General features: G+C 72.6%; 10 protein-coding genes. 7 read left to right on the top strand and 3 right to left on the bottom strand.

The features are described from left to right. The first annotated feature begins 6 nt into the window (after positions 1-6). On the top strand, positions 7-549 hold the full coding sequence (locus tag CMN_RS12425) for a DUF3817 domain-containing protein (protein WP_015491149.1): 543 nt from the start codon (positions 7-9) through the stop codon (positions 547-549). Further along, on the top strand, positions 546-2,126 hold the full coding sequence (gene guaA, locus CMN_RS12420) for a glutamine-hydrolyzing GMP synthase (protein ID WP_015491148.1): 1,581 nt from the start codon (positions 546-548) through the stop codon (positions 2,124-2,126). The genes CMN_RS12425 and guaA overlap by 4 nt, the downstream gene beginning before the upstream one ends. A 113-nt stretch (positions 2,127-2,239) precedes the next feature. Here guaA and CMN_RS12415 read toward each other — a convergent pair whose 3' ends face one another. Further along, a complete protein-coding gene (locus CMN_RS12415; protein WP_015491147.1) occupies positions 2,240-3,043 on the bottom strand; it encodes a Bax inhibitor-1/YccA family protein in 804 nt (267 codons plus the stop codon). Positions 3,044-3,175: 132 nt separating this feature from the next. Between CMN_RS12415 and CMN_RS12410 the strand changes: the two genes are divergently transcribed. After that, positions 3,176-4,276: a glycerophosphodiester phosphodiesterase family protein gene (locus tag CMN_RS12410; RefSeq protein ID WP_015491146.1), complete on the top strand. Its 1,101-nt coding sequence runs from the start codon at positions 3,176-3,178 to the stop codon at positions 4,274-4,276. A 129-nt stretch (positions 4,277-4,405) separates the two neighbouring features. After that, the gene (locus CMN_RS12405) at positions 4,406-6,856 is read left to right on the top strand and encodes an ATP-dependent helicase (protein ID WP_015491145.1); all 2,451 of its coding nucleotides are present in this window, start codon (positions 4,406-4,408) and stop codon (positions 6,854-6,856) included. Here the strand turns inward: CMN_RS12405 and CMN_RS12400 are convergent. Together CMN_RS12400 and CMN_RS12395 are read right to left on the bottom strand one after the other, a co-directional pair. After that, the gene (locus CMN_RS12400) at positions 6,828-8,807 is read right to left on the bottom strand and encodes a hypothetical protein (RefSeq protein WP_015491144.1); all 1,980 of its coding nucleotides are present in this window, start codon (positions 8,805-8,807) and stop codon (positions 6,828-6,830) included. The two genes, CMN_RS12405 and CMN_RS12400, sit on opposite strands and share 29 nt — an antisense overlap. Positions 8,808-8,910: 103 nt before the next feature. Continuing rightward, a complete protein-coding gene (locus tag CMN_RS12395; protein WP_015491143.1) occupies positions 8,911-9,732 on the bottom strand; it encodes an oxygenase MpaB family protein in 822 nt (273 codons plus the stop codon). Between the two features lie 247 nt (positions 9,733-9,979). On the opposite strand from CMN_RS12395, the gene sucC reads away from it, so the two are divergent. From sucC to CMN_RS12380, 3 genes are all read left to right on the top strand, one after another. Beyond that, positions 9,980-11,143, top strand: a complete 1,164-nt coding sequence (sucC, locus tag CMN_RS12390) for an ADP-forming succinate--CoA ligase subunit beta (protein WP_015491142.1) — start codon at positions 9,980-9,982, stop codon at positions 11,141-11,143. Between the two features lie 25 nt (positions 11,144-11,168). Continuing rightward, the gene (gene sucD, locus CMN_RS12385) at positions 11,169-12,056 is read left to right on the top strand and encodes a succinate--CoA ligase subunit alpha (RefSeq protein WP_012039236.1); all 888 of its coding nucleotides are present in this window, start codon (positions 11,169-11,171) and stop codon (positions 12,054-12,056) included. A gap of 160 nt (positions 12,057-12,216) precedes the next feature. Further along, positions 12,217-13,497, top strand: coding sequence for a cell division protein PerM (locus tag CMN_RS12380; RefSeq protein WP_015491141.1), 1,281 nt, complete (start codon positions 12,217-12,219; stop codon positions 13,495-13,497). Positions 13,498-13,504 lie beyond the last annotated feature (7 nt).

The raw sequence follows: 13,504 nt of genomic DNA, 5'->3' as shown, positions 1-13,504 counted from the left end.
CCACGCATGGCCTACGGACTCAAGCGCTCCGACGTCCCGCAGATCCGGAGGGTCCTCGGCTTCTACCGCGTCATGGCGTTCATCACCGGCGCGTTCCTGCTCCTCCTCGTCGTGGAGATGGGCATCAAGTACCTGCCCGGCTTCCAGTTCGTCGACGGATCGCTGCAGTACCTCGCCGGCGCCGGCTACGAGCTCGAGCTGAACGGCCCGTCCGGGTTCCTCGCGCTCTCGCCCGCGGACACGCTCACGGGCACGAACGTGAGCCTCCTGATCCAGATCGTCCACGGCAACATCTACGTGGTCTACCTCATCAGCGACTTCCTGCTCTGGCAGAAGATGCGCTGGTCGTTCACCCGCTTCATCCTCATCGCCGCGGGCGGCGTCGTGCCGTTCCTCTCCTTCATCGTCGAGGCGCGCATCGCCCGCCGGGTACGGGAGACCATCGCGGAACTCGAGGCGCCCCGCCGGAAGGCCCCCGCCGCCGACGACCGCGATGACGCGGATCCCCGACCCATCGACCCGACCACCACTACGGAGGCCACCACTTGAGCGTCGACAACCCCACGAACCAGCGCCCCGTCCTCGTCGTCGACTTCGGCGCCCAGTACGCGCAGCTGATCGCCCGCCGCGTCCGCGAGGCCAACGTCTACTCGGAGATCGTGCCGTCCACGATCACGGCCGAGGAGATCCGCGCGAAGGACCCGTCCGGCATCGTCCTAAGCGGCGGCCCGTCGAGCGTCTACGAGGAGGGCTCGCCCGGCCTCGACGAGGGGATCCTCGACCTGGGCGTCCCCGTGCTCGGCATCTGCTACGGCTTCCAGGTCATGGCTCGCGCGCTCGGCGGCGAGGTCGCGCACACCGGAGCCCGCGAGTACGGATCGACCGCGGTCACGCTCACGCCCGGCAGCACCCTGCTCGACGGCCAGCCCGACGACCAGACCGTGTGGATGAGCCACGGCGACTCCGTGTCGAAGGCTCCCGCGGGCTTCGAGGTGCTCGCGTCCAGCGCGTCCACGCCGGTCGCCGCGTTCGCGAGCGACGAGCGCCGCCTCTACGGCGTGCAGTGGCACCCCGAGGTCAAGCACTCCGCCCACGGGCAGGCCGTGCTCGAGAACTTCCTGCACCGCGCCGCGGGCATCCCCGGCGACTGGAACAGCGGCAACGTCATCGCCGAGCAGGTCGAGCGGATCCGCGCCCAGGTCGGCGACGCCCGCGTCATCTGCGGCCTCTCCGGCGGCGTCGACTCCGCGGTCGCCGCGGCCATCGTGCACCGCGCGGTCGGCGACCAGCTCACCTGCGTCTTCGTCGACCACGGCCTCCTCCGCCAGGACGAGCGCCGTCAGGTCGAGGAGGACTACGTGGCCGCCACGGGCGTCCGCCTCGTCACGGTCGACGCGGCCGAGCAGTTCCTCGACGGCCTCGCGGGCGTCACGGATCCCGAGGCCAAGCGCAAGATCATCGGCCGCGAGTTCATCCGGTCGTTCGAGGGCGCCGCCGAGGCGCTCGTGCTGGAGGCGAAGGCCGACGGCGAGCCGATCCGCTTCCTCGTGCAGGGCACGCTCTACCCGGACGTGGTCGAGTCCGGCGGTGGCACGGGCACCGCGAACATCAAGAGCCACCACAACGTCGGCGGCCTCCCCGAGGACCTGAAGTTCGAGCTCGTCGAGCCGCTCCGCACGCTGTTCAAGGACGAGGTGCGCGCCATCGGCCGCGAGCTCGGCCTGCCCGAGGTCATCGTGGGGCGCCAGCCGTTCCCCGGCCCCGGCCTCGGGATCCGCATCGTCGGCGAGGTCACGGCCGAGCGCCTCGAGCTGCTGCGCAAGGCCGACGCCATCGCGCGCGCCGAGCTCACCGCAGCGGGCCTCGACGGCGAGATCTGGCAGTGCCCGGTCGTGCTCCTCGCGGACGTCCGCTCGGTCGGCGTGCAGGGCGACGGCCGCACCTACGGCCACCCCATCGTGCTGCGCCCCGTCTCCAGCGAGGACGCCATGACCGCCGACTGGACCCGCCTCCCGTACGACGTGCTCGCGCGCATCTCGAACCGCATCACGAACGAGGTCGACGGCGTGAACCGCGTCGTGCTCGACGTCACGTCGAAGCCGCCGGGAACCATCGAGTGGGAGTGATCCTCCCGCGCCGGCCCTGACGCCGGTGCTCGATGACGAAGGCCGCTCCCCTCGGGGAGCGGCCTTCGTCGTGCTGCCGGCCCGCGGTGCTGGGCCAGGGACCTGCTGTGGTGCTAGTTGTTGCCGCGCAGGATCGCGAAGAGGCGGAGCAGCTCGACGTACAGCCACACGATGGTGACGACGAGGCCGAACGCCGCGGTCCAGCCGTACTTGCGGGGAGCGCCGGCGCGGACGCCGCGCTGGATGAAGTCGAAGTCGAGGACCAGCGAGTACGACGCGAGGAAGACGGCGAGGATCCCCATCAGGAAGCCGAGCGGGATGCCGAAGACCTCGTAGCCGCGCATACCCCAGGGGTTGTCCGTGGCGCCGAAGATCATCATGAAGAAGTTGGCGACCGAGAACAGCGCGTAGCCGACCATCGCGATCAGGAAGATCTTGGTCGCCTTGGCGGAAGCGCGGATCTTGCCACTGCGGAACAGCAGCAGGACGGTGACGAAGACCGCCGCCGTGCCGAGGACTGCCTGCGTGGCCACGCCGGGGAACTGGGCGTCGATGAAGTACGAGAGACCTCCGACGAGCAGCCCCTCGAATGCGGCGTACGCGACGATGAGCGGGACGGACGGCTCCTTCTTGAAGGAGTTGACGAGGCCGAGCACGAGGCCGCCGATGGCGCCGAGCATCGCGAGGGGGAGGGCGAGCGGGCCCGAGAGCCACGCGACGGCGCCGAGGACGACGACGATCGCGAGCAGGCTGACCGTCTTGACGGTCGTGTCCTCGAAGGACATGCGGTCGGTCTCGAGCGGCGTCGCCGACGGGCGGTTGTAGAGCTCGTCGAGGCTCTCCGGGGTCACATCCCTCGTGGGCGTCGCACCCCGGCCGTTGAAGACCGGGTTGTTGGAGAACGTGGGGTTGGCCATGGTCCTTCTACTCTCAATGGTGGTTGAACGTGATTGACGACCAATTTAGCTGGCCAGGCTGGGAGACCACTCGCGTGGGCCGTGTATTTCCTCAGATGAGTACGCGCTCGCCGTCCACCCGGCGCCTGTAGCGTGCGCGGCGTGGATCACGCCCCTCGCCCTCGCCCCCTCGTCATCGCCCATCGCGGAGCCAGCGGCTACCGCCCCGAGCACTCCGCCGCCGCCGTGCGGCTGGGCTTCGCGCAGGGCGCGGACGCCGTCGAACCCGACCTCGTCGCCTCGTCCGACGGGGTGCTCGTCATCCGGCACGAGAACGAGCTGTCCGGCACGACCGACGTGGCCGACCGGCCCGAGTTCGCCGACCGCCGTGCCACGCGCGTCGTCGACGGCGTCGAGCGCACGGGCTGGTTCACGGAGGACATGACGTGGGCCGAGATCCGCACGCTGCGCTGCCGGGAGCGGATCCCCGCGGCCCGGCCCGACAGCGCGACCCACGACGACCAGGAGACCGTGCTCTCCCTGCCCGACCTGCTGCGGATCATCGACCAGGAGTCGGCACGCCACGGCCGCCCGCTCGGCATGGTCGCGGAGATCAAGCACGCCACGCACTTCGCCGCGCTCGGCATGCCGCTCGACGAGCTGCTCGCCCGGGACCTCCGGGAGCACGGCTGGGGGGACGACGCCTCGCGCCTCACGATCGAGTCCTTCGAGCGGACAGCGCTCCTGGCCGTCCGGGCGCGCGGCGTCGCGGCACGGCTGGTGTACCTCCTCGAGGGGTGCGGTGCGGCGATCGACGAGGTGGCGCGTCACGGCGACTCGGCCATCACCTTCGACGAGCAGCTGACCGACGCGGGGCTCGCGGCGCTGGCCGCCGAGGTGGACGGCATCAGCGTGGGCCTCGAGCGGATCTGCCCTGTCGCGGGCTTCGGCTCCGGCTCCGGCGCCGGGTCTGGCGCCGGCTCCGGGTCTGGCTCCGATGGAGGGGCGGCTCCCGTCTCCGACCTGGTCCGCCGCGCGCACGACGCCGGGCTCTCGGTCTTCACCTGGACGCTCCGTCCCGAGAACGCGTTCCTGCCCCGGCCCCTCCGCGGCCCCGGTCCCAAGTCCGCGCACGGCGACTTCCGTACGCACTGGGGGCGGCTCCTCGACGCGGGCGTCGACGGCGTGTTCGCCGACCACCCGGATCTCGCGGTCCGGCTCGTGGAGGAGCGGGTGGCGGCGGTGGGGCGGTAGCGCGCGAGGTGCGGGCCTCGCGGGACGCGCGGCCCACGCAGCCTGCGCGGCCGATGGCCATCCAGCCCGGCCTGCCTCGCCTGGGCGCCCGGTCGTGCGTCGGGGGCAGCGCCTAGGATCGATGCCGACATGAGTGCCGACCCCGCCGCCCTTCGCCCCTCCAGCACGCCGATCATCCTCGACGGCCGGTCGGGCGCCGACGGCGGGCCGGGAGCCCCGGAGGATCCGCTGCTCGAGGGTCTCAACCCGGAGCAGCGCGAGGCCGTCGTGTACCGGGGTCCCGCCCTGCTCATCGTCGCGGGCGCCGGATCCGGTAAGACGCGCGTGCTGACGCACCGCATCGCGAGCCTCATCGAGTCCCGGGAGGCGTGGCCGAGCCAGATCCTCGCCATCACCTTCACGAACAAGGCCGCCGCCGAGATGCGCGAGCGCGTCGAGTCGCTGCTCGGGCAGGCATCCGAGGGTATGTGGATCTCGACGTTCCACTCCGCGTGCGTGCGCATCCTCCGACGCGAGGCGGAGGCGTTCGGCTTCACGCAGAACTTCACCATCTACGACTCCGCGGACAGCCGCGTGCTCATCAAGCGGATCATCAAGCAGCTCGACGCGGACACGCTCGGCTTCACCGTCTCCTCGGTGTCCGGTCGCATCTCGAAGCTCAAGAACGAACTGTCGGATGCGGACACGTTCGCGCGTACGGCCAACTTCAACGACCCGGTCGAGGCCATGTTCGTGGAGATCTTCCGGCAGTACACGCGCTCGCTCGCCTCCGCCAACGCGTTCGACTTCGACGACCTCATCGGGCAGACCGTCTACCTCTTCCGCGCGTTCCCCAAGGTCGCGGCGCTCTACCAGCGGCGCTTCCGGCACGTGCTGGTGGACGAGTACCAGGACACGAACCACGCCCAGTACTCGCTCATCCGGGAGCTGACGCGCGCGGTCGCCCCGGAGGACGTGCCCGTCGACACGCGCATGTCCACGAACGGCATGGGCGGGATCGACGGGGCGTCGCTCACCGTGGTGGGCGACAGCGACCAGTCCATCTACGCGTTCCGCGGCGCTGACATCCGCAACATCACCGAGTTCGAGCGCGACTTCCCGCAGTCGAAGGTCGTGCTCCTCGAGCAGAACTACCGGTCGACCCAGAACATCCTCACCGCCGCCAACGCCGTCATCTCGAACAACTTCGACCGCAAGGACAAGAAGCTGTGGACGTCCATCGGCGACGGCGACAAGATCATCGGCTTCACCGGGTACTCGGGCCACGACGAGGCGCAGTTCGTCGCCGACGAGATCCAGAAGCTCCACGATGAGGGCACCGCCTACTCCGAGATCGCCGTCTTCTACCGCACCAACGCGCAGACGCGCGCGCTCGAGGAGATCCTCATCCGCTCGGCCGTTCCCTACCGGATCATGGGCGGGACGAAGTTCTACGAGCGGGCCGAGATCAAGGACGCCATGGCGTACCTCGTCGCCGTGGCGAACCCCGCGGACGTGCTGGCCCTGCGCCGCATCCTCAACACCCCGAAGCGGGGCATCGGCCCCGCCACGGAGACGGCTCTGGCCAACTTCGCGGAGTCGCACGGCGTGACCTTCCGCGAGGCCATGCGCCGCGCGTCCGAGCTGGGGCTCGGGCCCAAGGTGACGCAGGCGATCCTCACGCTCTCGCGCATGCTCGACGAGGTGGCGTTGCTGCTGGACCCCGACCGCCCGGAGGGGCGGACCTCCGTGGGCGACCTGGTGACCACGCTGCTCGAGAAGAGCGGCCTGGTGCAGGCGCTGCGGGCGAGCAAGGACGCGCAGGACGAAGCACGCGCCGAGAACGTCGAGGAGCTCGTCGCCGTCACGAAGGAGTTCTCGCGCAACAACCCCGAGGGCCAGCTGGTCGACTTCCTCACGGAGGTGTCGCTCGTCGCCGCGGCGGACGAGCTCGACGACTCGAGCGGCACCGTGTCCCTCATGACCCTCCACACCGCGAAGGGGCTCGAGTACGACTCGGTCTTCCTCACCGGCGTGGAGGAGGACCTGCTGCCCCACCGCATGTCGGCGAACGAGCCCGGCGGCCCGGCGGAGGAGCGCCGCCTGTTCTACGTCGGCATCACGCGCGCCCGCCGGCGCCTGTTCATCTCCCTGGCGATGACCCGGGCCCAGTTCGGCGAGGTGAACGTCGCGATGCCCAGCCGGTACCTGCAGGAGATCCCGGCCGAGCTCATCGACTGGAAGCAGTCGCCCGGCATGGCCACGTCGCGCGGAGGCACTCAACCGCGCGCTCTCAACGCCCGACGCGAGGGAGGGGGGTACGGCGGTCGCTCCCGGTCCTCGAGCGGGTTCGAGGATCCGGCCCTGCCGCCGCCTCCGCGCCCCAAGACCCAGTGGGCCAACACGGTCACCGGCCAGGTGCGCGACAACGGCGACCTCGAGCTCGCGTTCGGCGACCGCATCCGCCACACCGACTTCGGCGAGGGCCGCGTCACGGGCATCACGGGCGAGGGGCGCAAGCGCATCGCCGAGGTGCAGTTCGACGGACCGGCGGGCCGCAAGCGCCTGCTCATCAAGATCGCGCCCATCGAGAAGCTCTAGCCGGGGGTCGGCGCCGGCCTGCTCTTCGCGCGCCGATGCCGACGGCACCGAGAGCGCCGAGGGCCGTGGCTGCGCACGCGAGCTGCTGCGCGCCCATCCGGTGCGTGCCACCGGATCCCGGCACGTCGATCCCCGGTGCTCCGCCCGTCGTCGCGAGCTGCGCGTGGGCGGGCGGTGCGGCGACCTCGGCGGCGGGCGGCGGACCCGCGTGGAAGGTCTCGCCCGCGTGCGCCACGTGATCGGCGAACGGCGCGATGGCGGCTCCGTCCGCGTCCCCCGCGGGGCGGCCCGGGCTGTCGAGGACGGCGACGTACCAGCCGGGCGAGGTGACGCGAATGCAGGGCGTGATCACGTCGCCGTCGTCGTCGAGCGCGATGTCGGCCGCGGGGCCGCCGGAGCCGCTGGCATCACCGACGAGCACCTGCTCGCCCTCGGCGGGCGCGGTCGCGAAGGGACCCGCGAGACGGACGTGCACGGGGATGGACCCGACCCCGACGAACGACGTCACGTGCAGCGTGTCGGTCTGGCATCCGCCCGTCGTAATCTCCGAGGATCCGATGGTCGTCGTGATCCGCGGCGGCTGCGGCACCTGCGTCGTCTCGGTGGCGGCGCCGAAGGTCGACCGCCAGGGCAGCACCCGTGCGCGCCCGTCCGCGACGGCGGTGTCATCGGGCGAGATGGACTCGACCCAGGTGTAGAAGCCCCCGGCGGGGAGACGGCAGGCGGGCGAGGCGTAGTCGCCCGGCCCGCGGTCGATGCGCGTCACGACCTCGCACACCTGCGGGGCGCCGGCAGGGGCTTCGTCGCGCTCGGGCCCGACCTGCTCCGGGAACGGCCCGAGGAGCCTGCTCCGGACGGTGACCGGCACGGGTGCCAGGCTCCCGTCGCCCCGGCGGGTCAGCCCCCAGCCGTCGGACGTCGCCGGCCTCCCGTGGTCGGCGGGGGTGGCGGGATCGGCGGACACCCGGAGCGCGTCGGCGAGCTCGTCGCCCATCGACGCCACGGTGCGCGACGTCCGCGTGACGACGCGCGGGGCGAAGGGGAGCGGGCTCGGCGACTGCGCGTCGGCGTGCGCCTCGGCCCGGGCGTCCGCGGGCCGGGCGAGGATCATCCGCTGCGACGCACCGCCGTCGCCCACCGCGTCGAGGGCGTCGCCGTAGGGGAGGGAGGAGAAGGCGGCGCTCGCCGTGACGTGGAGCGTCGCAGAGGATCCCGTCGCCCGGAGCGACACCGCGGTGCCGTTCGCCACCTGCGCGGTCGTGCTCCCGTCGTCGAACACGGCGCCGTCGAGCGTGACGGTCCCCGTCTGGGAGCCGGCCGGCACGTCCGACGGCCCGGTCGCGACGAGGTCGGCGCGCAGGTCGACGCGCACGGTCCCGCGTCCGTCGTCCCCGAGCGCCACGGTCGCGGCGGCGGTCACCGAGCGCGATGCGCCGGATCCCGCCTCCGCGAGCATGTCGCGCGCACGGGACTCGACCGCCCCCGCGTGATCGCCGGCGCGGGCCGCGTACCAGGAGAGGTCGTGCGCGCCGAGGCCGGTGATGCTCCACGTCGCGAGCTGCCCCGCGGCCGCGGTCTCGGGATCCGCGGAGCCCGCCCAGCGCCGCGATATGTAGGCGAGCCGGGCGCGGTCGTCGGGCGTCGCGCCCGCGTCGTCCACCGGGGAGTACGCGTGACCGGGCGGCGCAGCGAGCCCGACGTCGATGCAGAAGCCGAGGCGGCCGTCGTCCATGCGGTACGAGCCCAACCAGCGGCCGTCCGACCCCGCCGCGTAGCCGACGCCGTGGGAGACCGCGCCCAGCGCCAGCGCGGGAGGCACGGCGCTCGTCGCGGACCCGAGCGCGAGGCCGACGCCCACGATCGCCGACACGAGCCGGGCGGTGCGCGGCCGCCGTGCCGGGCGGTCGCGCCGAGGGGAGGAGGAGCGGGTGGTCGAGGGGTTCCATGTCATGGCCGCACAGTGCGGCTCGAGTGCATCGGTCGCGTCGCCCGTGCGGAGGGCCGGGGACTGCTCCTGCGACCACCTGCCTGTGCAGGAGCGGCCCGGACGCGCCCTATCCGACGGCGCGGCGGCGGTACCTGCGCGTGATGACCGAGCGCGGCGCCTCTCGGACGACACGCGGCAGCACCCGGTAGACGGCGAGGACGGGCGCGAGGAGGCGGGCGCAGCGCCGCTCGTGCCGCGCGTCCCACCGCATCCCGAAGCCCGCCCGGATCCGCGGCGGCAGGAGCCCCGCCGTCACGAGCGCCACGAGGGGCATGACCGCGCGGACCGCCGGCGGCGCGGCCCGCCCGTCGAGCAGCGTCCGCGCGATGCGACGGGCGTCCGCCGTCGGCTCGAGCCTCGCGATCCGCTCGTCCCAGTAGGCGCGGAACGCCCGGCGGTCCCCGGGCCACATCCCCTCCGGCACCTGCAGCGCCGTGCCGAGGACGGCGTACTGCCGGTGGATCCTGTCGGCGGCCTCCTCGGGCAGCGGCCCGAAGCAGAGCTCGAACATCGTGATGGCCGACTGGTAGACCGTCGCCGCCACCCAGAGCTGCAGCTCCGGGTCGTAGGCGGAGTAGGCCGGCGCCGAGCTGTCCGCCGCCGCGTCCGTCGACCGGACCGGTGCATGCGCCCGCCCGACGATCCGCCGGGCGCGCGCGACCTCGGCGGGGGATCCGAACACGACGGCGTAGATGTAGCCGAGCGTGCCCTCGAGCCGGTCGAGCGGCCGCGACGCGAAGTCGCTGTGCTCGGCCACGCCCCGGGCCACGGCCGGGTCCGCGACCTGGAGCAGGATCGCCCGCGCTCCCGCCGCCAGGAGGATCCCCTCGCCCGCGATGTCCCGGATGGATCCGTCAGGCAGGAGCGCGGGATGCGTCCTCGGCCTCATCCGCCCAGTGTCCCTCCCCAGGCCGCCGATCGCGCGTCGGCGAACGGTCCCGGCGCACCCGGACCGGTCCACCCGCGACCCGATAGGCTCTCCACGGTCGTCGACGCGGCGGTCCGGCCTACGCAGGTGGGCGGCGGACGCGTCGACCAGCCGCAACACACCGGGTGCCGCCACCAGACGGTCGTGGCACCGCAGCCTCGAACGACGCACGTAACCGCCGAGCGCGGGTGCGGATGGGATGACACGCGTGGATCTTTTCGAATACCAGGCCAGGGACCTCTTCGAGTCCTACGGCGTCCCGGTCCTGCCGGGGATCGTCGCCGACACCGCCGAGGAGGTGCGCGCCGCGGCCGAGAAGCTGGGCGGCACCGTCGTCGTGAAGGCGCAGGTGAAGACCGGAGGCCGCGGCAAGGCCGGCGGCGTCAAGGTCGCCCAGAGCGCCGACGCGGCCCACGAGGCGGCGCAGTCCATCCTCGGGCTCGACATCAAGGGCCACACCGTGCACCGCGTGATGGTCGCGGCCGGAGCCCGCATCGCGCAGGAGTTCTACTTCTCGATCCTCCTCGACCGCGCCGAGCGCTCCTACCTGTGCCTCGCCAGCTACGAGGGCGGCATGGAGATCGAGGAGCTCGCGGTCACGCGCCCCGAGGCGCTCGCCCGCATCGAGATCGACCCGGTCGCCGGCATCGACGCCGCCAAGGCCGAGGAGATCGCCCGCGCCGCCTCGTTCCCGGAGGAGCTCATCGCCAAGGTCGCGCCCGTCTTCGAGCGCCTCTGGTGGGTGTACCGCGACGAGGACGCGACGCTCGTCGAGGTCAACCCGCTCGTCCTCACGGAGTCGGGCGACATCATCGCCCTCGACGGCAAGGTCACGCTGGACGAGAACGCCGGCTTCCGCCACGAGGGCCACGCGGCCCTCGAGGACGCGGCCGCCGCGGATCCGCTCGAGGCGAAGGCCAAGGAGTCCGACCTCAACTACGTCAAGCTCGACGGCCAGGTCGGCATCATCGGCAATGGCGCGGGTCTCGTCATGTCGACGCTCGACGTCGTCAGCTACGCCGGCGAGAAGCACGGCGGCGTGCGCCCGGCGAACTTCCTCGACATCGGCGGCGGAGCGTCGGCCGAGGTCATGGCCGCAGGCCTCGACGTCATCCTCGGCGACGAGCAGGTCACCAGCGTCTTCGTCAACGTCTTCGGCGGCATCACGTCGTGCGACGCGGTCGCGAACGGCATCGTCGGCGCGCTCGACAAGCTGGGCGACGCCGCCACCAAGCCGCTCGTCGTCCGCCTCGACGGCAACAACGTCGAGGAGGGTCGCCGCATCCTCGAGGAGCGCGCCCACCCCCTCGTCACCGTCGTCGGCACCATGGACGAGGCGGCCGACAAGGCCGCCGAGCTGGCCGCCGCCTAACTCCCGAGAGAACAGGAACAGATAGATGTCGATTCTTCTCGACGAGAACAGCAGGATCATCGTCCAGGGCCTCACGGGCTCCGAGGGCACCAAGCACGCGGGCCGCATGCTCGCGTCCGGCAGCAAGGTCGTCGGCGGCGTCAACCCGCGCAAGGCGGGCAGCACGGTCACCATCGAGGGCGTCGAGCTCCCGATCTTCGGCTCGGTCGCCGAGGCCATGGCGGAGACGGGTGCCGACGTGTCGGTCATCTTCGTCCCCCCGGCCTTCGCGAAGAGCGCCGTGGTGGAGGCGATCGACGCCGCCATCCCGCTCGCGGTCGTCATCACCGAGGGCATCCCGGTCAAGGACTCCGCGGAGTTCTGGTCGCACGCCAAGAGCACAGGCGGGAAGACCCGCATCGTCGGCCCGAACTGCCCCGGAATCATCAGCCCCGGCAAGTCGAACGCCGGCATCATCCCCGCCACCATCACGGAAGCCGGCCCCATCGGCCTCGTGTCGAAGTCGGGCACGCTCACGTACCAGATGATGTTCGAGCTGCGCGACCTCGGCATCTCGACCGCCATCGGCATCGGTGGCGACCCGATCATCGGCACCACGCACATCGACGCCCTCGAGGCGTTCGAGGCCGACCCGGAGACGCGCGCCATCGTCATGATCGGCGAGATCGGCGGCGACGCCGAGGAGCGCGCGGCCGAGTACATCAAGGCGCACGTCACCAAGCCGGTCGTCGCGTACGTCGCGGGCTTCACGGCTCCCGAGGGCAAGACCATGGGCCACGCCGGCGCCATCGTCTCCGGCGGCAGCGGTACGGCGCAGGGCAAGAAGGAGGCCCTCGAGGCCTCCGGCGTCAAGGTCGGCAAGACGCCGACCGAGACGGCCAACCTCCTCCGCGAGGTCTTCGCGGCCCTGTAGCGCCGATGCGCTCGCGAGCGCACCACGACGGCCCGCATCCCCGGTGGATGCGGGCCGTCGTGCTGCCCGGGTCCTCCACATGCGGATCGGCCTGCAGATGCTCCGGCGCGCCCGTCGCCGGACGGGTCGCGCATGGCCCGGCCGGTAGGGTCGTCGAGGCATGAACCGACACGCAACCGCCCTGTTCGCGGCACTCGAGGCGCTCCTGGTGGTGGGGGTCGGCGTCGCCCTGCCCCTCGTGCCGCTCACGGCTCTGTGGGCCGGGCAGTACGACCTGCAGATCGACTGGGGCGTCTTCGCGCGCACCGCGGTGGACCTGTGGCTCCTCGGGCACGGAGTGCCGCTCACGGCGTCGCTGGATCCGGCGCTCGCCTCGTCCCTCGGCCTCCCGGGCGTCGACGCCCCGTTCGCGCTCACGCTCGCGCCCCTGGGCTTCGCGCTCCTCACGCTCCTCCTCGGCATCCGCGCCGGCCGCCGCATCGTCGAGACCGACCACCCCGGCGTCGGCGCCGTCTCCGCGGTGGCCACCACCGCCGTGCTGTCCCTCGGCCTCGCGCTCTCGGCGCAGCACGAGGGCGTCTCCCCGGCCGTCGGGCGCGGGGCGATCCTGCCGACGCTGGTCCTCGCACTCGGTCTCCTCATCGGCGGGATCGCGCGCGCCGATCGGGCGAGGGCCCGCCGGTGGTGGGGGTCCCTATCGTCCGGCCGCGCGGCCGGCGCCATCCGGAGCGCCCGCGACGCGTTCGACCGCCTGCCGGAGGGCGCGGCATCCGTCGCCGCCACGGCCGTCCGCGGGGGAGCGGCCGCGGCGTTCGGCGTCGTGGCGATCTCCGCCGTGGTCGTCGCGGTGCTGCTGGGCCTCCAGTACGCGACCGTCATCACCCTCTACGAGACGCTGCAGACGGGGATCGTCGGCGGCGTCGCGCTCACGCTGGCGCAGATCGCGCTCCTGCCGAACCTCGTGATGTGGGCGGCGTCCTGGCTCATCGGCCCCGGCTTCGCCCTGGGCACCGGGTCGTCCATCTCGCCGCTCGGCACGACCGTCGGCCCGATCCCGTCCGTGCCGGTCCTGGGGGTCCTGCCGCAGGGGGCCTTCGACCTGGGTTACCTCGGCATCCTCGTCCCGGTCGTCGTGTCCTTCGTCGCCGCGGTCGCGCTCTCACCGCGGGTCGCGCGGATCCCCGAGCCCGAGGCGCGGCGCTGGCCGTGGTTCCTCGTCGCGGGTCTCGGCATGGGCCTCGTCGGCGCCATCGTGCTCGCCCTGCTCGCGATCCTCTCCGGCGGCGCCGCCGGGCCGGGGCGGCTGGCCGACGTGGGCCCGGGGGCCGGGTGGATCCTCCTCGTCGCGTTCCTCGAGATCGGCGTCGCGTCCGTGGCGGGCATGTTCGTCTCCGGCCTGATGGCCCCCCTCGTCCGGCGCAACCCCGAGGGACGCGGATAGGCTGTGC

It is taken from the genome of Clavibacter nebraskensis NCPPB 2581 (genome assembly GCF_000355695.1).
GTDB lineage: Bacteria > Actinomycetota > Actinomycetes > Actinomycetales > Microbacteriaceae > Clavibacter > Clavibacter nebraskensis.
This window is presented reverse-complemented; position numbering and strand designations above follow the sequence as displayed.